Origin of the sequence: Catellatospora sp. NPDC049133 (assembly GCF_040648455.1) — a bacterium.
Taxonomy (GTDB): Bacteria; Actinomycetota; Actinomycetes; order Mycobacteriales; family Micromonosporaceae; genus Catellatospora; species Catellatospora aurea.
In genome coordinates, this window is the sequence record NZ_JBEZDT010000065.1 from 1 (window position 1) to 18,224 (window position 18,224).

19 protein-coding genes are annotated in these 18,224 nt (G+C 73.7%); 12 read left to right on the top strand and 7 right to left on the bottom strand.

The features are described 5' to 3' along the window. Positions 1–226: 226 nt before the first annotated feature. The 7 genes from AB0B35_RS40760 (at position 227) to AB0B35_RS40790 (ending at position 7,076) form a co-directional block, all read left to right on the top strand. Complete coding sequence (locus AB0B35_RS40760; RefSeq protein WP_361056876.1) at positions 227–1,195, top strand: 2-dehydropantoate 2-reductase N-terminal domain-containing protein; 969 nt, start codon at positions 227–229, stop codon at positions 1,193–1,195. Positions 1,196–1,767: 572 nt separating this feature from the next. Beyond that, positions 1,768–2,598 carry an LLM class F420-dependent oxidoreductase gene (locus AB0B35_RS40765; RefSeq protein WP_361056879.1) on the top strand — a complete coding sequence of 277 codons (831 nt, stop codon included), beginning with the start codon at positions 1,768–1,770 and terminating at the stop codon, positions 2,596–2,598. Further along, a complete protein-coding gene (locus tag AB0B35_RS40770) occupies positions 2,595–3,014 on the top strand; it encodes a TIGR03668 family PPOX class F420-dependent oxidoreductase (protein WP_361056882.1) in 420 nt (139 codons plus the stop codon). Before AB0B35_RS40765 ends, AB0B35_RS40770 begins: the two co-directional genes overlap by 4 nt. Before the next feature lie 101 nt (positions 3,015–3,115). Further along, entirely contained in the window at positions 3,116–3,439 is a 324-nt protein-coding gene (locus tag AB0B35_RS40775) for a plasmid stabilization protein (protein WP_360536684.1), read from the top strand. Between the two features lie 96 nt (positions 3,440–3,535). Beyond that, a complete protein-coding gene (locus AB0B35_RS40780) occupies positions 3,536–4,060 on the top strand; it encodes a PadR family transcriptional regulator (protein WP_155385145.1) in 525 nt (174 codons plus the stop codon). Positions 4,061–4,092: 32 nt separating this feature from the next. Further along, positions 4,093–4,773, top strand: a complete 681-nt coding sequence (locus tag AB0B35_RS40785) for an ABC transporter ATP-binding protein (RefSeq protein ID WP_360536681.1) — start codon at positions 4,093–4,095, stop codon at positions 4,771–4,773. Continuing rightward, entirely contained in the window at positions 4,770–7,076 is a 2,307-nt protein-coding gene (locus tag AB0B35_RS40790) for an FtsX-like permease family protein (RefSeq protein WP_361056885.1), read from the top strand. The genes AB0B35_RS40785 and AB0B35_RS40790 overlap by 4 nt, the downstream gene beginning before the upstream one ends. An 87-nt stretch (positions 7,077–7,163) precedes the next feature. On the opposite strand, the gene AB0B35_RS40795 is transcribed toward AB0B35_RS40790, so the two are convergent. After that, positions 7,164–7,874 (bottom strand): hypothetical protein, encoded by a 711-nt coding sequence (locus tag AB0B35_RS40795; protein WP_361056888.1) that lies wholly within the window; start codon positions 7,872–7,874, stop codon positions 7,164–7,166. A 116-nt stretch (positions 7,875–7,990) separates the two neighbouring features. Here AB0B35_RS40795 and AB0B35_RS40800 point away from each other — a divergent pair, with 116 nt between their 5' ends. Together AB0B35_RS40800 and AB0B35_RS40805 are read left to right on the top strand one after the other, a co-directional pair. Continuing rightward, complete coding sequence (locus AB0B35_RS40800; protein WP_361056891.1) at positions 7,991–9,052, top strand: alanine racemase; 1,062 nt, start codon at positions 7,991–7,993, stop codon at positions 9,050–9,052. A 143-nt stretch (positions 9,053–9,195) separates the two neighbouring features. After that, positions 9,196–9,657, top strand: a complete 462-nt coding sequence (locus AB0B35_RS40805) for a hypothetical protein (protein ID WP_361056894.1) — start codon at positions 9,196–9,198, stop codon at positions 9,655–9,657. A gap of 15 nt (positions 9,658–9,672) precedes the next feature. On the opposite strand, the gene AB0B35_RS40810 is transcribed toward AB0B35_RS40805, so the two are convergent. Then, positions 9,673–10,503 (bottom strand): phosphatase PAP2 family protein, encoded by an 831-nt coding sequence (locus tag AB0B35_RS40810; RefSeq protein ID WP_361056897.1) that lies wholly within the window; start codon positions 10,501–10,503, stop codon positions 9,673–9,675. A gap of 199 nt (positions 10,504–10,702) precedes the next feature. Here AB0B35_RS40810 and AB0B35_RS40815 point away from each other — a divergent pair, with 199 nt between their 5' ends. Continuing rightward, positions 10,703–12,427: an aminotransferase class V-fold PLP-dependent enzyme gene (locus AB0B35_RS40815; protein WP_361056900.1), complete on the top strand. Its 1,725-nt coding sequence runs from the start codon at positions 10,703–10,705 to the stop codon at positions 12,425–12,427. A 104-nt stretch (positions 12,428–12,531) separates the two neighbouring features. Further along, positions 12,532–13,365, top strand: a complete 834-nt coding sequence (locus AB0B35_RS40820) for a peptidoglycan-binding protein (RefSeq protein ID WP_361056904.1) — start codon at positions 12,532–12,534, stop codon at positions 13,363–13,365. A 6-nt stretch (positions 13,366–13,371) separates the two neighbouring features. Here the strand turns inward: AB0B35_RS40820 and AB0B35_RS40825 are convergent, their stop codons facing one another. From AB0B35_RS40825 to AB0B35_RS40840, 4 genes are all read right to left on the bottom strand, one after another. Continuing rightward, positions 13,372–13,917: a DUF4142 domain-containing protein gene (locus AB0B35_RS40825; RefSeq protein ID WP_361056907.1), complete on the bottom strand. Its 546-nt coding sequence runs from the start codon at positions 13,915–13,917 to the stop codon at positions 13,372–13,374. 252 nt (positions 13,918–14,169) lie between these two features. Then, positions 14,170–15,057: an alpha/beta hydrolase gene (locus AB0B35_RS40830; protein ID WP_360536663.1), complete on the bottom strand. Its 888-nt coding sequence runs from the start codon at positions 15,055–15,057 to the stop codon at positions 14,170–14,172. Between the two features lie 74 nt (positions 15,058–15,131). Continuing rightward, entirely contained in the window at positions 15,132–15,785 is a 654-nt protein-coding gene (locus tag AB0B35_RS40835; RefSeq protein WP_360536661.1) for a response regulator transcription factor, read from the bottom strand. Beyond that, a complete protein-coding gene (locus AB0B35_RS40840; RefSeq protein WP_361056910.1) occupies positions 15,782–17,014 on the bottom strand; it encodes a histidine kinase in 1,233 nt (410 codons plus the stop codon). The genes AB0B35_RS40835 and AB0B35_RS40840 overlap by 4 nt, the downstream gene beginning before the upstream one ends. Before the next feature lie 171 nt (positions 17,015–17,185). Here AB0B35_RS40840 and AB0B35_RS40845 point away from each other — a divergent pair, with 171 nt between their 5' ends. Then, positions 17,186–17,455, top strand: a complete 270-nt coding sequence (locus tag AB0B35_RS40845; protein WP_360536657.1) for a hypothetical protein — start codon at positions 17,186–17,188, stop codon at positions 17,453–17,455. 50 nt (positions 17,456–17,505) lie between these two features. Here AB0B35_RS40845 and AB0B35_RS40850 read toward each other — a convergent pair whose 3' ends face one another. Continuing rightward, positions 17,506–18,180, bottom strand: coding sequence for a DUF2306 domain-containing protein (locus tag AB0B35_RS40850; RefSeq protein ID WP_360536655.1), 675 nt, complete (start codon positions 18,178–18,180; stop codon positions 17,506–17,508). Positions 18,181–18,224: the final 44 nt, after the last annotated feature.

The following is an 18,224-nucleotide window of genomic DNA, read 5'->3' on the forward strand; positions in this document are numbered from 1 at the left end:
TCGAGCAACTGCGCGCGGCGGAACCGCCCTACCAGGTCGCGCCGGAGGCGCTGGCCGTCGAGGACGGGCACCGCACGCTGGTTTTTTGATGTGGCCACATCAAAAAAGATGTAAACCGGCGCAGCGTGTTGTCGTCTGGCAGCCACCGGGACTGGTTCTGCCGGATCGCGGCCTCGACGCGCAGGGTGAGAGCCGCGAGCCGGTGCCACCTGGGTAGGTTGGCCGGATGCGGTTCATCGTTTACGGGGCAGGCGCCGTCGGCGGCGTGCTCGGCGCGTACCTTCATCTCTCCGGCCAGCAGGTGGTCCTCATCGCCCGGGGCGCTCATCTCGCCGCGATCCGCGAGCACGGGCTGACCCTGGAGGACGCCACCGGCTCGCGCACCATGGCCGTGCCGGCCGTCGCGGGGCCGGGGGAGATCGAGTGGCGCGACGGCGACGTCGTGCTGCTCGGCGTGAAGGGCCAGGACACCGAGGCGGCGCTGCGCGACCTGGCCGTGTACGCGCCCGCCGCCACACCCGTCGTGTGCCTGCAGAACGGCGTCGACAACGAGCGGCAGGCGCTGCGCGCCTTCGAGCACGTGTACGGCATCTGCGTCATGTCGCCGACGACCCACCTGACGCCCGGCGTGGTCCGCGCCGACTGCCACCCCGTCCCGGGGCTGCTCGACGTCGGTCGCTTCCCGTCCGGCGTCGACGCGACCGCGGAGTCGATCGCCGCGGCATTGCGCAAGGCCGGATACGAGAGCGTGCCGCGCCCGGACATCATGCGCTGGAAATACGGCAAGCTGCTGCGCAATGTCGGCAACGCGGTCGACGCCGTGTGCGGGCGGGCCGACGGTGTGCGGGAGATCGTCGGGCGGATCCGGGCCGAGGCGGAGGCGGTGCTGGACGCGGCCGGGATCGCGTACACCCCCGAGGACGAGGACAACGAGCGCCGGGCCGGCATCCTCAAGGCCGCGGTCGCCGACTCGCGCGGCGGCGGCTCGTCGTGGCAGAGCCTGGCCCGGGGCACCGGCCACATCGAGGCCGACTACCTCAGCGGCGAGATCGTGCTGGTGGCCCGCCTGCACGGGCTCACCGCGCCGTACAACGAGAACGCGCGCCGCTGGGCGAACCTGTTCGCCCGCGAGGGGCGGCCGCCGGCGTCGCTGCCGGCGGAGCAGTGGCTGGCGACGCTGCCGGCGGACGCCTAGGCCGGCAGCCTCGGGTCCGCACCGGGCGCCGGATCCTCGTCGCCGACCGGATCGATGGTCCCCCAGCCGCAACCGGCGCAGCCAGGACCCGTCGCGGGTGCCGCGCAGCGCCTCGCCGACCACGGCCGAGACGTAGTAGGCCGCGATACCGAGGCAGAGCATGACCCTGACTCCCGCCGGAACCTGGTGGTGCTCGCCCTCGGTCAGCGTCGCGAGCAGGCCCAGCGCCGCGGCCACCGCCGTGATGCCGGCCGCGGTGAGGAACAGCAGCGGCGGCCGGTCCGGGTCCAGGCCTGCGAGCCGAGCAGCCGCACGATCACGTACGCGATGATGAACACCCTGGTGCGTCCCTCAGCGGCGCCGGGGACCGCAGCAGCCATGACGGCCATGCCGAACCTTGCGGCCCTCGGCGGCCGCCGTCGACATCGCGATCACGCCGCGCACCTCGCACAGGTGCGCGGACGCGCCGGAGTCCCCGACGCGCCCGGTGCGATGGTGGACGCTCGATATACCGGATACCTCCCATATAAGTGCATATGCTGGCGGGGCGGCGGCACGGACGGGGGCACGATATGGAGTTCGGCGTCGGTTACTTCCCGACCCATGACGGCATGAGCCCGGGCGAGGTGGCCCGGCTCGTCGAGGACCGCGGCCAGAACGCGCTGTTCTTCGCCGAGCACAGCCACATCCCCGCGAGCCGGGAGAGCCCGTACCCGGGTGGTGAGATGCCGCCCAAGTACTGGCATTGCTACGACCTGTTCGTGGCGCTGACGGCGGCCGCCGCGGCGACCTCCCGGCTGCGCGTGGGCAGCGGCATCTGCCTGGTCATCCAGCGCGACCCGATCCACACCGCCAAGGCCGTGGCCAGCGTCGACCACCTGTCCGGCGGCCGGTTCGAGTTCGGGGTGGGGGCGGGCTGGAACCGCGAGGAGATGCGCAACCACGGCACCGACCCGAAGGTGCGCATGGCGGTCCTGGCCGAGCGGGTCGAGGCGATGAAGGAGATCTGGGCCCGGCACGAGGCCAGCTACTCCGGCGAGTACGTGAACTTCGACCGGATCTGGTCCTATCCGAAACCCGCGCAGTGGCCGCACCCGCCGATCCTGGTCGGCGGCACCGGGCCGACCGTGCTCGACCGGGTGCTCGCTTTCGCCGACGGCTGGATGCCGAACTGGGGCGAGGACGCCGGCGTGCTGGAGCGCGTCGCCGAGCTGCGCGCCCGCGCCGAGCGGCCGGTCCAGGTGCAGCTGATGTCCGTGCCCGCCGACCCGGCCGTGCTGGAGCGGCTGGCCGAGGCCGGGGTGCACCGGGCCATGCACTGGCTGCCGTCGGGCCCGGAGGGGGTAGTCCAGCGCGGGCTGGAGGAGTGGGAGCGCGCGGTCGGCACGTACACCAAGGGGTGAGCACCGCCCGGGAGCGATTCGCGACCGCGCGGGTCGCCCGGCTCGCGACAGTCGGCCCGTCCGGCGCGCCGCACCTGGTGCCGGTGGTGTTCGCGCTGGCCGGCGACACCGTGTACAGCGCGGTGGACCGCAAGCCCAAACGCACCCTCGCCCTGCGCAGGCTGGCGAACATCGCCGCCGACCCGCGGGTGTGCCTGCTCGCCGACCACTACGACGACGACTGGTCGGCGCTGTGGTGGGTCCGTGCCGACGGGACCGCCCGCGTGCTGACCCCCGACGACCCCGAGTCCGCGGTGGCGCTCGCCCTGCTGACGGAGCGTTATCCGCAGTACGCGACACAGCCGCCACCGGGGCCGGTGCTGGCCGTCACCGTCATGGCGTGGATCGAATGGAGCGCGTCCGGCGGGCCTCAGTAGCGGCGTTCGCGGCCACGGCGGCCGCGGTTCGCGCGACGATGGTCGAGGTGAGTGCCTCGGCCCCGGCCCGACGCCGGTGGCCCGTGCGGAAGGGGAACGTCATGCCGCAGGACCCGGACGAGAAACGCAACCGCCGGCGCAAGCACGTGACCTCGGCGGTCCGCGACCGGGAGCGCAGGATCGGCGAGGCGGAGGCGAAGGCGACCCGGGTGCCGGGCACCGAGGAGATCCTGGCGATGGAGGCCAAGCGGGCCAGGGCCCGCGCGAAGAAGGAGATCAACTCCGGCCGGATGCTGTCCATGCCGCCCGTGCCGGTCTCCGGTGAGCTGAGCCGCGACGAGCTCTACGAGGAGGCGCGGCGGCGCAACATCAAGGGCCGCTCCTCGATGACCAAGGCCCAGCTGGAGCACGCGCTCCGCCGGTAGTGCGTTGACCTGGGCAGATGCGGCGTCAACGACGTAAGCTGCTGTAGGCACCACACGTATACACACGATGTATACGTGTGGTGTACAGTCCTCGGCATGTCGATCGGTCACTCATTCCTCGGCCTGCTCGAGGGCAAGCCCCGACACGGGTACGACCTCAAGCGCGCCTACGACGAGCGCTTCTCACCCGGCCGCCCCCTGCACCACGGCCAGGTCTACGCCACGCTGTCCCGCCTGCTCAAGAACGGCCTGGTCGTCGTCGACGGCCTGGAGCCGGGGGAGGGTCCCGAGCGCAAGCGCTACGCGGTCACCGACGCCGGCATCACCGACGTGCAGACGTGGCTCAGCCAGCCCGAGAAGCCCGAGCCCTACCTGCAGAGCGTCCTCTACACCAAGGTCGTCCTCGCGCTGATGACCGGCCGCCCCGCCGACGAGATCCTCGACGTGCAGCGCACCGAGCACCTGCGCCTGATGCGCGAGGTGACCCGCCGCAAGACCGGCGGCGACCTCGCCGAGCAGCTCATCTGCGACCACGCCCTGTTCCACCTCGAAGCCGACCTGCGCTGGCTCGAACTGACCGCCGCCCGGCTCAACGAGCTGGCCGCCCGAGTCCGCCCGTGACCCCGGACCACCCCCGCAAGGAGAACCACCCCATGACCGAGCCCTTGCTGGTCGGCACCGACCTGTTCAAGATGTACGGCACCACCCCCGCCCTGCGCGGCTCCTCCCTCACCGTCCGCGCCGGGGAGATCGTCGCGGTGATGGGCTCGTCCGGCTCCGGCAAGTCGACGCTGCTGCACTGCCTGGCCGGCATCGTGCGCCCCGACGACGGCACCGTCGTGTACGCCGGCCGCCAGATCTCCGCGATGTCCGACGTCGAGCGCAGCGCCCTGCGCCGCCGCGACTTCGGCTTCGTCTTCCAGTTCGGCCAGCTCGTGCCCGAGCTGACGTGCGTCGAGAACGTCGCCCTGCCGCTGCGGCTGGACGGGGTGCGCCGCAAGGAGGCCGAACGCCGCGCCCGGGTCTGGCTCGACCGGCTGGAGGTCGGCGACGTGGCCGCGAAGCTGCCGGGGCAGATCTCCGGCGGCCAGGGCCAGCGCGTCGCCGTGGCCCGTGCCCTGGTCACCGAGCCCAAGGTGGTCTTCGCCGACGAGCCCACCGGGGCCCTGGACTCCCTCAACGGCGAAAAGGTCATGCAGCTGCTCGGCCAGGCCGCCCGCGACACCGGCGCGGCCGTCGTGCTGGTCACGCACGAGCCCCGGGTCGCCGCGTACGCCGACCGGGAAGTCGTGGTCCGCGACGGCGCCTCGCTGGACCTGGAGCGTGTCGCGTGAGCCCGTCCTGGCTGCGCGAGCTGCTGCTCGGCGCGCGCATGGCGCTGGCCGGCGGCCGCTCCGGGCTGGCCCGCGCCGCGCTGACCGCCGTCGGCGTCGGACTCGGCGTGGCGATGCTGCTCACCGCCGTCAGCATCCCGCACATGATGCAGGCCCGCGGCGACCGCGGCGCGTCCCGCGCCGACCAGAACTACGGCATGCAGGTGGAACGCACCGACCGCAGCACCCTGGTCGGCACCGCCGAGACCGAGTACCGCGACACCCCCGTCCGCGGCCGCCTGGTCCAGCCGGAGGGCTCCCGGCCGGTGGTCCCGCCCGGCCTGACCGCGCTGCCCCGCCCGGGCGAGATGATCGTGTCCCCGGCGCTGGCCCGGCTGCTGGTCACCCCGGAAGGCGCACTGCTGCGTGAGCGCCTGCACTACCCGGTGACCGGCTTCATCGCCGACGAGGGCCTGCAAGGTCCGGGCGAGCTGGCCTTCTACCTGGGCACGGACAAGCTGACCGCGGACACCCCGGGCGTGGGCCGCCGCAACGGCTTCGGCGACGTGAACACCTCCGAGGGCCTGGACCCGGTGCTGCTGCTCCTCGTCGTGATCATCTTCGTGGTGCTGCTGCTGCCGGTCGCGATGTTCGTCGCGTCGGCGATCCGCTTCGGCGGCGACAGCCGCGACCGCCGCCTGGCCGGGGTGCGCCTGGTCGGCGCGGACACCGGCATGGCCCGGCGCATCGCCGCCGGCGAGGCCATGCTCAGCGCGCTGCTCGGCCTCGCGGCCGGCGCGGTGATGTTCCTGGCCGGGCGCTCGTTCGTGGGCTCGGTCGAGCTGCTGGGCATCAGCGTGTTCCCGTCCGACGTCCAGCCCGACCCGGTGCTCGGGGCCCTGATCGTGTTCGCCGTGCCCGCCGCCGCGGTCGTCGTCACCGTGCTGTCCCTGCGCCGCGTCATGATCGAACCCCTGGGCGTGGTACGCCGCGGCGGCGACACCCGGCGCCGGCTCTGGTGGCGGCTGCTCATGCCCGTGCTCGGCGTGCTCCTGCTGCTGCCGCTGGTCGGCAGCGTCAGCAAGGAGGGCGAGGGCTTCAGCGAGTGGCAGGTCATCGGCGGGGTGTGCTTCATCCTGCTCGGCGTGGCCACCCTGCTGCCCTGGCTGGTGCAGTCGGTCGTCCGGCGCATCCACGGCGGACCCGTCGCCTGGCAGCTCGCCGTCCGGCGGCTCCAGCTCGACGGCAGCATGTCGGCCCGCGCCGTCACCGGCGTCGCCGTCGCGGTCGCCGGGGCGATCGGCCTGCAGATGATGTTCGCCGCCGTCGAGGCCAACTACCAGCGCTTCAGCGGCCAGGACGCGACGCGCGCCCAGATCTCGGCCGCCGTCCGGATGCCCAACGGCTGGTCGGACGCGGCCGGGTTCACCGCCCGCCTCGCGGCGACACCGGGCGTCACCTCGGTGCTGCCCCGCAGCATCGTCAGCCTGAACCTGCCCGTCCTGCCCAGCGGCGAGCAGCCGTCCACGCCGCTGACCATCGGCGACTGCGCCGCGCTGCGCAAGCTCGCCGAGATCGGCGACTGCGCCGACGGCGCCACGTACCTCGTGCAGAACCCCGACGTGCCGGTCCCCGCGCCAGGCAGCACGGTCACGCTGAACGAGGACGGCGAGCAAGGCTCCTGGACGGTCCCGGCGGGCGCGCGGCCGGTACGGGGCCTGAACGACCCGATGAACGGGGACACCGTGGGCGTGCTCGCGACGCCCGCGGCGCTGTCGGCGGCGCTGCGCGACCGGCCCCTGCTGCTGCAGGCGCTCATCACCGTCGACCCTGCCGCGGCCGACATGGCCGACCGGGTGACCAACACCCGCTGGGAACTCGACCCGCTCGGCACGACCTGGGAACTGCGCTCGACGATCGTCGACAACAAGTTCGCCCAGGTCAGGCGAGGACTGTTCGTCGGAGCCGCGGCGACGCTGCTGCTGATCGGCGCGAGCCTGCTCGTGGTCGTCCTGGAGCAGCTGCGCGACCGCCGCAGGCTGCTGGCCGTGCTGGTCGCGTTCGGCACCCGGCGGCGCACCATGAGCTGGGCGATCCTGTGGCAGACCGCGGTGCCGGTGGTGCTCGGCCTGGTGCTGGCCTGCGCCGCGGGGGTGAGCCTGGGCGCGGTCCTGCTGCGCATCATCGACGCGCCGGTGGCTATCGACTGGGCGGGCATCGGCGTGGTGTCCGCGCTGGCCGGAGCCGTCATCCTGCTGGTCACCGCGCTCAGCCTGCCGGTGCTGTGGCGGCTCATGCGCGCCGAAGGCCTGCGCACCGAATGACGGACGGAGCTGTTCCGCATCGGATCACCGGCGCGGAACAGCTCCGATACGCGCTCACCCCGAGGACTTGCCCGGTGGAGCCCGAAATCAGCGGCGGGTGACGGTCAGACTGGACACACCGGCCACGGCGTCCACGTCGTACCGGTCGGTTGCGGTGTCCCAGCCCGCCGGGGCGAACACGGTGCCACCGGCGATGCCCGAGCGGCGAGCGCCGTCGACGGTCACGTTGGCCGCGCCACCGCCGGCGGTGACGCGCACCGGAACGCCGTCGGGGGCGCGTACCACGAAGTCGCTGGACCCACCGGCCATCCGCACCGTCACCGGCCCCTCCGGTCGGGGCAGGACCGTCTCGATCCGCGCCGAGCCGGCGGTGAAGTCCAGGCCCGCCACCCGCCCGCCGCCCAGGTCCACCAGCGTCTCGTTCGCGCCGCCGGAGAACCGCAGGTCCCAACGCACCCGTTGGTCGAGCAGGACCTCCACCGCCGCCGGGCCCCGCTCCCCGGTGTCGCGCAGATGAAGCTGGTACCGGCCACCGGACTCCACGACGTCCGGCGCGATGCGCGAGTCGTCCGGGGTGCTGATCCGGTACAGGTCTCCGTCGAGGTCCGCCGCGCGCACGGCCAGCGTGGTGGCGCCGCTGACGACGGTCAGCGCCGCCGCGTCGAGGTCGCCCCGTTCGGCGGAGACGGCATGCGCCCGACCGAGCCCGTCGCGCCCCTCGTCACCGTCGTGCCAGGGGGCGCACCCGGTCGCCAGCAGGGTCAAGGTCAGTCCGGCCAGGACGGTGCGTGCTCTCATGATCAGCCGATACCCGGGCGGGGATACGCCTACACCGCCCGCCGCGGAACGCTCCCCGCTTGCGTGTTCACCGGCGTCGTGCGGCAACGGCCCCGGGCAATGGCAGCATGATGGGCATGACGCAGCTGCCCACCCCTTACGTGTCGGTCGATGTCGACGTGCTGGACCGCAACATAGCCCGGATGGCGTCGTTCACCCGCGAACGCTCTCTGGCGCTGCGCCCGCACGCCAAGACGCACAAGTGTCTGGAGATCGCGCGGCGGCAGCTCGCGGCGGGCGCGACGGGACTGACCGTGGCCACGGTCGCCGAGGCCGAGATCTTCGTCGAGGCCGGCTGCGAGGACCTGTTCATCGCGTACCCGCTGTGGGTGGACCAGGCGCGCGGGGCGCGGCTGCGGGCGGTCGCGGCGCGGGCCGCGGTGCGGGTGGGCGTGGACTCGGCGGAGGGCGCGCAGGCCCTGGCCCGGTACGCGGGGCGCGACGTCGAGGTGATGGTGGAGGTCGACAGCGGCCACCACCGCAGCGGCGTACGGCCCGCCGACGCGGGCGTGGTCGCCCTGGCGGCCGACAAGGCTGGCCTGCGGGTACGCGGCGTGTTCACCTTCCCGGGCCACGGCTACGGCCCGTCGCTGGCCGAGGGCGTCGCCGCCGAAGAGGCCGTGGCGCTGGTGGACGCCGCCGACGCGCTGCGCAAGGCCGGATTCGAACCCGACGTGGTCAGCGGCGGGTCGACGCCCACCGCGGCGTGGAGCCACGTCGCGGCGCTCAACGAGATCCGACCCGGCGTGTACGTCTTCAACGACGCCCAGCAGGTCGAACTCGGCGTCTGCGACTTCGACGACGTATCCCTGAGCGTGGTCGCGACCGTGGTCAGCCGGTCCGCCGACCACGTGATCCTCGACGCGGGCGGCAAGGTGCTCGGCGCGGACCGGTCCGCGTGGGCGACCGGGCACGGGCGGCTGCCCGACCTGCCCGACGCGCGGATCACCGCACTGTCCGAACACCACGCGACGGTGACCCTGCCACCGGGCGCGGAGCTGCCCGAACGCGGCACGACCCTGCGGGTGCTGCCGAACCACGTGTGCGCCACGGTGAACCTCGCCGACGAGCTGGTCGTCGTCTCCGGCGGCACGGCCGTCGACCGCTGGCCGGTCGCCGCGCGCGGCGCCAACACCTGATTCGGCACCCGGTCCGGGTTTCCGGTAGGGCCGGGCGGGCAAGGCCCGTCCGGCGGAGTCCTGCCGGAACGGCTCTGCCGCCGGCGGCATGCGGTGCCTACACTCCGCCACATGATCATTCTTGGTGCCCGAGTGGTGATGCCGTGCTGAGCCGACTGCGCAAGCGCATGGGCTGGTGGTCCGTGGCGGCGGAGGTCTGCGCCGCGGTGGCGGTGATGCACCTGGTCGGTAGGGGCATCGTCGCGCTGCTCGGCGAGGGCACGCCGGTCCGGTGGGATGGGCGGTTCGTCGTGGCCGTGTGGCTGGCGACCGCGGTGGTCGCCGCCGTGATCGGCTGGGCGCAGCGGCTCAAGCGGCGCGACGCGATGTGGTACGAGCCGGGCTGGCGGAGCTTCGCCCCGCGCTGGGTGCGGTTCGTGGACGCGGTGGCCGACGTCCTGTGGCTGGCGACGTTCGCCACCACGCTCCTGCTGGCGACCTCCGGGCATGCGAGCCCCGGACAGGCGGCCCTGCTGTACGCCCTGGCGTTCGTGCCCGTGTCCGTCGTGGCGCAACTCGCCAGCCGGTACGAGGACCCGCCCGCGCCCGCCACCATCGTCAACTGAGCGGGCCGCCGACGGTCATGGGCCGGGTTTGGCGGCGACCCGCATCTGCCAGACCCGGGTCGCCACCGCGACCACCGCCAGCCAGGTCAGGCCGAGCGCCCAGCCGCCGAGCACATCGCTCGGGTAGTGCACGCCGAGGTAGACCCGCGACAGCCCGACCAGGACGGTGCCCGCCGCGGCGGCGACCCAGACCGTCGCCCACACCGTCCGGTTGCTCGTCAGCATGCACACCAGCCACGCCAGCAGCGCGAACCCGACCAGCGAACTGGCGCTGTGCCCGGACGGGAACGAGTACCCGGCCGCGGTCACCACCTGGTCGGGCGGGTTGGGCCGGTCCCGGCCGATGATCTCCTTGATGGCGTACACGATCAGCTGCAGCGCCCCCAGCGACAGCAGCGCCAGGACCAGCGGATACCAGGAGCGTTTGCGCCAGGCCACGACCGCGACGGCGACCACGGCGGCCAGCGTGAGCGCGACCGCGCCGCCCAGGTCGGTGATCGCGATCTGCAGCCGGGTCAGGCCCGGGGTGCGGTGCCCGGCCAGCCATTGCACGGCGGGCCGGTCGATGACGGTCAGGTCGTCGGAGTCGACGACCGCGTCGAGCACCTCCACGAACACCGACGCCAGCGTGAACACCAGCGCGGCCCCGATGACCAGCAGCACGACCTCGGCGGCGACCCGGGCGGTCAGCCAGGTGAACGCGGCCCGCCCGTGCCTGTCCGAGGCCTGCGTCCAGCGCCGCCCGGCGAGGTACGCCGCCCCCGGCCGCACCGCGCACACGACCGCGTACGCGGCCACCACCAGCACCGCCGCCACGCCCAACCCGAGCAGCACGCTCCCGGCCATACCCGCTCCTCTCCGCCGGAAGCCATTCGATCAGAGCCGGCTGGACGAAACCTGGCAACGGGCCGCACCGTTATCGGCAAGCGGACATCGCCGCTGCCCGTGATCCGACTCCCGCGATGTGGAACACCGCTTCCGGTGGACCTACCGTCAGGGCCATCCCGCGGCCCGAGCCGTGGAATCCCGAGTCGCGGGAGGGACGATGCCCGCCTTTGGACGCCTGGGAAGACGCCCGCCGCGCCGCGCCGGCGACACCGAAGCGCTGCTGGAACGCATCCGCCGCGGCGTCATCGGCGACGACCTGGTCGTGCCCGGCCCCTTCGGGCCGCGACGGCTCGTCTACGCCGACTACACCGCCTCCGGGCGGGCGCTGTCGTTCGTCGAGGACTTCATCCGCCACCGCGTACTGCCAACCTACGCGAACACGCACACCGAGGCGACGGCCACCGGGCGGCGCACCACCGCGCTGCGCGAGCAGGCGCGCCGCACGATCCACCGGTCGGTCAACGGCGGCGAGCACGATGCGGTCGTGTTCTGCGGCACCGGGGTCACCGGCGCGGTCGACCGCCTGATCCGGGTGCTCGGCCTGGTCCCGGGCGGGCCGCGCACCGCCGATCCGGCGCGTCGGCCGGTCGTGTTCGTCGGCCCGTACGAGCACCACTCCAACGAGCTGCCGTGGCGGGAGTCGGACGCCGACCTGGTCACCATCCGCGAGGCGGCGACCGGGGGAGTCGATCTCGACGACCTGGCCGCCCAGTTGCGCGCGTACGCGGACCGCCCGCTGCGGATCGGCAGCTTCTCGGCGGCGTCCAACGTGACCGGCATCCTGACCGACGTCGACGCGGTCACCGCCACCCTGCACTCCCACGGGGCCCTGGCCTGCTGGGACTACGCCTCGGCAGGGCCGTACCTGCCGATCGACATGAACCCGCCCGGCGACCCGGCCGCAGCCAAGGACGCGGTGTTCCTCTCGCCGCACAAGTTCGTCGGCGGCCCCGACACCCCCGGGGTGCTGGTCGCCAAGCGGGCGCTGTTCGCCAACCCGGTTCCGGCCGTGCCCGCCGGCGGGACGATCCTGTTCGTCAGCCCGACGACCGTGTCCTACCACCCGGACCCGTCGATCCGAGAGGAGGGCGGCACCCCGGCCATCGTCGGCGCGGTCCGGGCCGGGCTGGCCTTCACCGTCAAGGACGCCGTCGGCACCGCCGAGATCGCCCGCCGCGAGGCCCGCCACCTGCGCCGCGCGCTCGCCTCCTGGAACGAGGACCCCCGCATCGAGATCCTCGGCAACCGCACCGCGCCCCGGCTGGCGATCGTGTCGTTCGGCCTGCGCCACCGATCGGGCCTGCTGCACGGCAACTTCGTCGCCGCGCTGCTCAACGACCTGTTCGGCATCCAGGCGCGCAGCGGCTGCTTCTGTGCGGGGCCCTACCTGCACCGCGACTTCCCGATCGGCGAGCGCTGGTCGCGGCGCATGGAGCAGGAGATCCTCGACGGTCGCATGGGCGCGAAACTGTCGTTCACCCGCATCGGCTTCCCCTACTTCGCCGACGACGCCGTCGTCCACTACCTGGTGCAGGCGGTCCGCCTGCTCGCCGAACACGCCTGGCGGCTGCTGCCGCAGTACTCCTTCGACCCGGTCACCGGCCTGTGGGCGCACCACCGGGCTCCTGCCGAGCCGCCGGTGCTGCTTACCGAGGCCCTGTCCGCCATCACCGCCCCGCGCCCGCGCCCCGACCGCCTCGACCGGGTGCTGGCCGGGCAGCTGGCGGCCGCCAGGGGGATCTTCGCCGCGGCGAGCCTGCCCCGCCCGCGGGCCGGGGACGGCTGCGCCTTCGAGCCGATCCGGTGGTTCCCGCTGCCCGGCGACGGCCCGGACGCCGTGCCGCCGGCGTGCCCGCCCTCCGGCACCGCCGGTGACCTGTAGAGACTGTGTACCGCCGATGTAGCGGCGCTGCCTAGCCTCGCCCACGGAGATCAAATCAGGCCGGCCCGGGTGTCCGGGCTCGCCGCACAGTGGGGAGGGCCCGAATGGTCACCAGGAGACGGCTGATGGGCGGCACGCTCGCGGGCGTGTTGGCCGCACCGGTCGCGGTGTGGGCGGGGCAGGCGTCGGCCGCGCTGCCGACGGTCGACATGGAGGCGGTCGTGAAGGCCGCGCAGATCGACCCGCGCCGCGCCGACTCGGCGATCACGCCCGGCAGCCGCGACAGCGTTCTGCTCGTGGAGAGCGCATTGCAGGCCAAGGGGCTGCTCGCGGCCTCATACGTCGACGGGCACTTCGGCACCAAGACCATCGACGCGTACGCGGCCTGGCAGCGCTCGCTGGGTTACACCGGCCTCGACGCCACCGGCCTGCCCGGCCCGACCTCGCTCACCAAGCTCGGCGAGCAGCGCTTCACCGTCGTGCGGCCGCTGTCGCCCGGCGCGCAGAGCACCTTCCGGGGTGTGCCGGTCAACGCCCGTACCAAGGCGATGCTGCTGGAAGCCGAACTGCTGCTCGGCCGGCAGTTCGCCATCACGCAGGGCTCGTACAGCCCGGGGGAGGACCCGACGTCGGCGGGCACCCACGACGGCGGCGGAGCGCTCGACCTCGCCGTGGACGGCATGTCCTCGGCGCAGCGCACCACGGCCGTGCGGCGGCTGCGCCAGGTCGGTTTCGCGGCCTGGCTGCGCACCCCGTCCCAGGGCAACTGGCCGTACCACATCCACGCGATCGCCCTGGCCGACACCGACCAGTCCACCCCGGCCCGCAACCAGGCAGGCGACTACTACCTCGGCCTCAACGGCCTGGCCAACCGCGGGCCCGACGACGGTCCCGCGGTCGAGCCGAAAGTGACCTGGGAGCAGTACCAGCGCGCCTGACGGCCGTCACGGGATCTGGATGTTGAGCCGCGGGGCCGCGTCGAGCAGCTGCTCGTGGTGCTTGGTGATGACCGGCAGCGCGTCCTTGGCGAGCTGCACGACCGCCGGATCCTGACCCTTCGCGATCTCGGCCTGCGTGGCGGCCATCGCCGCCGCGTGGGCCTTGAGCTGCACCGGCACCCATGCCTTGTCGAACAGTGCGCCGTTGAGCTGCTCCAGCTGCTGGATCACGGCCTGCTGCTCCGTGTTGGGCATGTTCGGCAGCGCGACCCCCTGCTGCTGGGCCACGGACATCAGCGCGTCGTCGAGCTTCTGGTGATCATCTTTGAATTCCGCGCCGAGCCGCACCACGATCGGAGAGGCGCCCTCGTGGGTCGCCGCCAGGTTGCTGATGGCGATCTCGGTGAGGTTCGCCTGGTGCGCGGCGATCAGGTAGGCGTTGTCCACCGGTGCGCGGCTGGCGGCAGGGGCCGCGGTGACCGGTCCCGCCGTGGTGAGCAGTCCGACGGCCAGCGTCGCGGCCAGCACGCCCATGTTTCGCATGAAGCCCATGGCCGTCTCCTCTGTCGAGTTCCCGAATCCGGCTCGGCCACCCACCATGCTTGCAGGTTTGCGCTGCCCGCAGGCGTCATCGCGGTCCAAATCCGAACGGGTGCCAAGGGCGACCCCCACCGAATCGGTCAACGGCTCCGAATCGGCGTGAACGGGCCGTTGAGCGTGGCGCTCCCGTTCCCCAGGCCGGCCCGGATCGGGGCGGCCTCGGCCGCCGGGCCTGTGCGACGGCGCGAGCCCGCGCTGACCGCGTCAGTCCTCGCCGGACACGACGGCGGTGCCGAGAACGACTTCGGCCAGCGCGGCGAGGGTGGCGCTACCTGTCTCCAGGTAGCCGTCGTGGCCGCTTACGCCGTCGGTCGGCAGCAGGCGCGCGCCGAACTCGGCGTTGCCGGGGCGTCGGCCGTGGCCCAGGCCGAGCACGCGCACCCCGGGCACGCGGCGGATCCAGTCGGTCGGAGCCTCCGCGGCCCACACCCGCGCACCGGTGCCCAGATCGGCGACGTCGTCGTGGCCCATGCCGGGGCTGCCGATCGCGACCAGGTCGCCGACCTGCGTGGGCAGCGCGCTCGCGGCCAGGCCCAGCACTGTCGAGCCGTAGCTGTGCCCGACCAGCGTGATCGCGACCGCCGGACGCTCGCGCACCAGCCGCCCGACGAACCGGGTCAGTGCCGCCGCCCCGGCCGCGGCACTGGACTCGGTGACGATGTCGAGGCCCCAGCCGTCGGGCGGGTCGTAGCCCAGCCAGGCCACCACCGCGACACGGGCGGGCGGCGACCGGCGTCGCAGTTCCGCGTACAGCTGCCGGGCCTGCACCGCCGGGGCACGCCGGGCGACGCCGCCGAGGCCGCGGTCGAAGTCGGCCAGGGTCGTGCCGACACCCGGCACCAGCACCGCGACCCGTTCCGCGCTGGACAGGTCACCCAGCACCTCGGCGGCGAAGCCGTCGCCGGACGGGTCGAACAGCAGGAAGCGGCGACCGGCGGCCGCCCATCCGGCATACGGCTCACCAGCGGCGGTCATCGCCGCGGCGGCCTGCGCGTAGTCGACGGAGACCGGCAGCGGCACGGTCGCGGGCGCGGCTACCAGTCCGAGCGCGAGCGCGCTGACCGTGCCGACGGAAAGGAGACGGGATCGCATGAGCGCCACCGTCCGCGGCAGGCCACCGCGCAGGCGTCCCGCTGCGGAGCCATTCCCGGGCCCCTACGGCCGTACTACTCCCCGGCGGCGACCAGACCGGACTCGTACGCCAGCACCACCGCCTGCGCCCGGTCCCGCAGCCCGAGCTTGCCGAGCACCCGGCTGACATGCGTCTTGACCGTCTGCTCGGCGAGCACCAGCAGCTCGGCGATCTCCTGATTGGACATGCCGCGGGCGATCAGGCGCAGCACCTCGGTCTCGCGCGGGGTCAGCCCGTTGAGCGCCACCGGCCGGGGCCGGTCGGCCCGAGGCCGGGACGCGAACTCGGCGATCAGCCGCCGCGTCACCGACGGGGCGAGCAGCGCCTCACCGCCCGCCACCACCCGTACCGCGTGGATCAGGTCGGCGGCCGGGGCGTCCTTGAGCAGGAAACCGCTGGCCCCGGCCCGCAGCGCCTCGTACACGTAGTCGTCGAGGTCGAACGTGGTCAGGATGATGACCTTGGGGCGGTCGCCCCCGGCCAGCCGCCGGGTGGCCTCCAGCCCGTCCATCACCGGCATGCGCACGTCCATCAGCACCACGTCGGGGTCCAGGCGGCGGGCCGCGGCCACCCCCTCGGCCCCGTCGGCGGCGTCGCCGAGCACGACCAGGTCGGGCTGCGCGGCCAGCAGCGCCCCGAAACCCTGCCGCACCATGGCCTGGTCGTCGACGATCAGGACCTTGATCAATGAACTCCTCCGTCCGGCAGCAGCGCCGTCACCGCGAACCCGCCGTCGCCGCTCGGCTCCGCGGTCAGCTCGCCGTCCAGGATGGCCACTCGTTCCCGCATCCCGACCAGGCCGTGGCCTGGTCCCTCGGGGCGTGCGGGCCGGCCGGTCGGCCGCCCGTTGCGCACCTCGACCCGCAGGCCCTGCCCGCCGGAGGCCAGGGACACGTCCACCCGCGCGCCGGGCGCGTAGCGGGCCGCGTTGGCCAGCGCCTCCTGCACGATCCGGTACGCCGTCAGCGCCGATGCCTCGCCGACCGGGCGCAGCGGCAGCTCCATGGCCAGGTGCACGTCGACGCCCGACGCGCGCGCGTCGTCGACCAGCGGGCCCAGTTCGGCCAGGCCCGGCTGGGGCGCGGTGAGCGCCGGATCGTCGGCCTGGCGCAGCACCGACAGCAGCCGTCGCATGTCGTCCAGCGCCGTACGCGCCGACGCGGCGATCTCGGTGAACTCGTCCTTGGCCGGTCCGGTCAGGTCGGCGACGCGATACGGGGCGGTCTCGGCCCGGACGGCGATCATCGACATCGAGTGCGCGACCACGTCGTGCATCTCCCGGGCGATGCGGGTGCGTTCCTGCAGCACGGTACGGCGGGCCTGCTCCAACTGGTTGAGTTCGGCCTGCTCGGCCAGCGCCCGCTGGCTGCTGCGCCGCCTGCGCACCTGGTCGCCGACCAGCACGATCGCGGTCAGCAGCACGGTCACGCCCCAGGCGTTGCCGCGGTTGGGCACGTACATCCACACCGGCAGCAGGCTGAGCGCCAGGCACCAGGCGCTCACCCCGACGTCGGCGCGCACCGCGACGAACCAGAGCACCGCCAGGAACGCCAGGATCTGCACCGGGTTCCACGGCCACGGCTCCGGCGGGGCATAACCGGCCACCCCGAGGAACAGCCCGACCAGGGCGATCCGCCAGGCCATCAGCGGCAGGTGCGAGGCCAGGACGGCCAGCGCCGCGGGCGCGGTCCCGACCGCGGCCAGCAGGATCGCGGTGTTGGCGGCCAGGTGCCGGGTGTCGGTGAGGTACTCGTAGGAGGCGCCGGCCAGCCCTACCAGTGCCAGCAGCAGCACTGGGACGGCGAACGCCCGGACCCGTCGCCACCGTCGGCCCGCCGACCGGACGGGCGGGTAGTCCGCACCGATCAGCAGCCGCCGCAGGTCACCGAGGCCACCCGGCCGTTTCACGTTCTCCACCGCCGGAAGCCTACGGCGCGGTCGGGGCGGCGGTCGTCATACCCGGGAGCCATCCGCAGGCCGTACCCGGGTAGCGGTCGGCGGCTGTTCACCGGACGTTGTCCCGGTCTACTCCCACCGGTCAGCCGTACTCGGTACCAAGACCACGTCCACCCTCGGTTGGGAGCGCTCATGTCCTTCGCCACCCGGGCGATCGCGGGAGCCGGCGCCGCCGGACTCGCCGCGGCGCTCCTGCTCGCCGGCCCCACGCAGGCCGCCGACATCGCATCGGCGGAGATCTCCGCCGTCAGCGCCGGCACTATGTTCCCGCCCGGCTGCGGGGCCGGGGGCCTGCCCGCCGCCGACGCGGAGGGCACCATGATCGTCGCGGCCGGTTTCCTGGTGCTGGCGCTCGGCGCGGGCCTGTTCCGCCTGGCCCGACGGCGCCGCCCCATGGCCTGAGCGAGCCGAGGGGCTGCGGCATCGGGCAGTCCGCCGCCCCTCAGCGGCGATCAGGACCCGCGACGCAGCATGAACTCCGCCACCAGCAGGTTCGGCACCCAGCACAGGAACGGTACGTAGGCGTACGCGACCGCGAACGCGTCCTGCGGGGCGACGCCGAACCAGCCGATCGCCGCGAACATCAGCGGGAGCAGCCACAGCCGCAGCATCACCCCCGCGTACGTCATCGCGAACGCGCGCACCGCCCAGCGCCGGTGCGCGGAGAAGTCCCGCCGCCGGGCCGCCCGCAGCGCCGCGACCGCGAACCAGAGCCACAGCACCGCCAGCGCGCCGAACCCGGCGGTCCCGACCGGTCCGGCCTGGTTCATCGGCGCGATCACCAGCCCGGCCACCCCGCCCACCAGCATCGCCGCCACCGCGACCCGCCCGACGGCCCGGTGCACCCGGGGCAGGCGCGCCCGGACCCGAGCCGCGAACTGCAGCGGCGACACCGCCAAAGCGATCCCGCCACCGGCGATGTGCGCATAGAACACCGCCTGCACCCAGGCCGGGCGTCCCGCGTACGCCGCTGCCAGCCCCGCGTCCTGCTCGGCGAGCTGCCGCAGCGAAACAGTCAGATACGGCGCCACGGCGAACGCGGCGACGGCCGCGCCGCTCAGCGCGAACCACCAGAAACCCAGCACACGCCCAGCACGGCGGCCGGCGGTCAGGCCGGTCGTCACCATCGCCACTCCCTGTCGCTCAACGGATCGGTCCGGCTGAGCGTAGG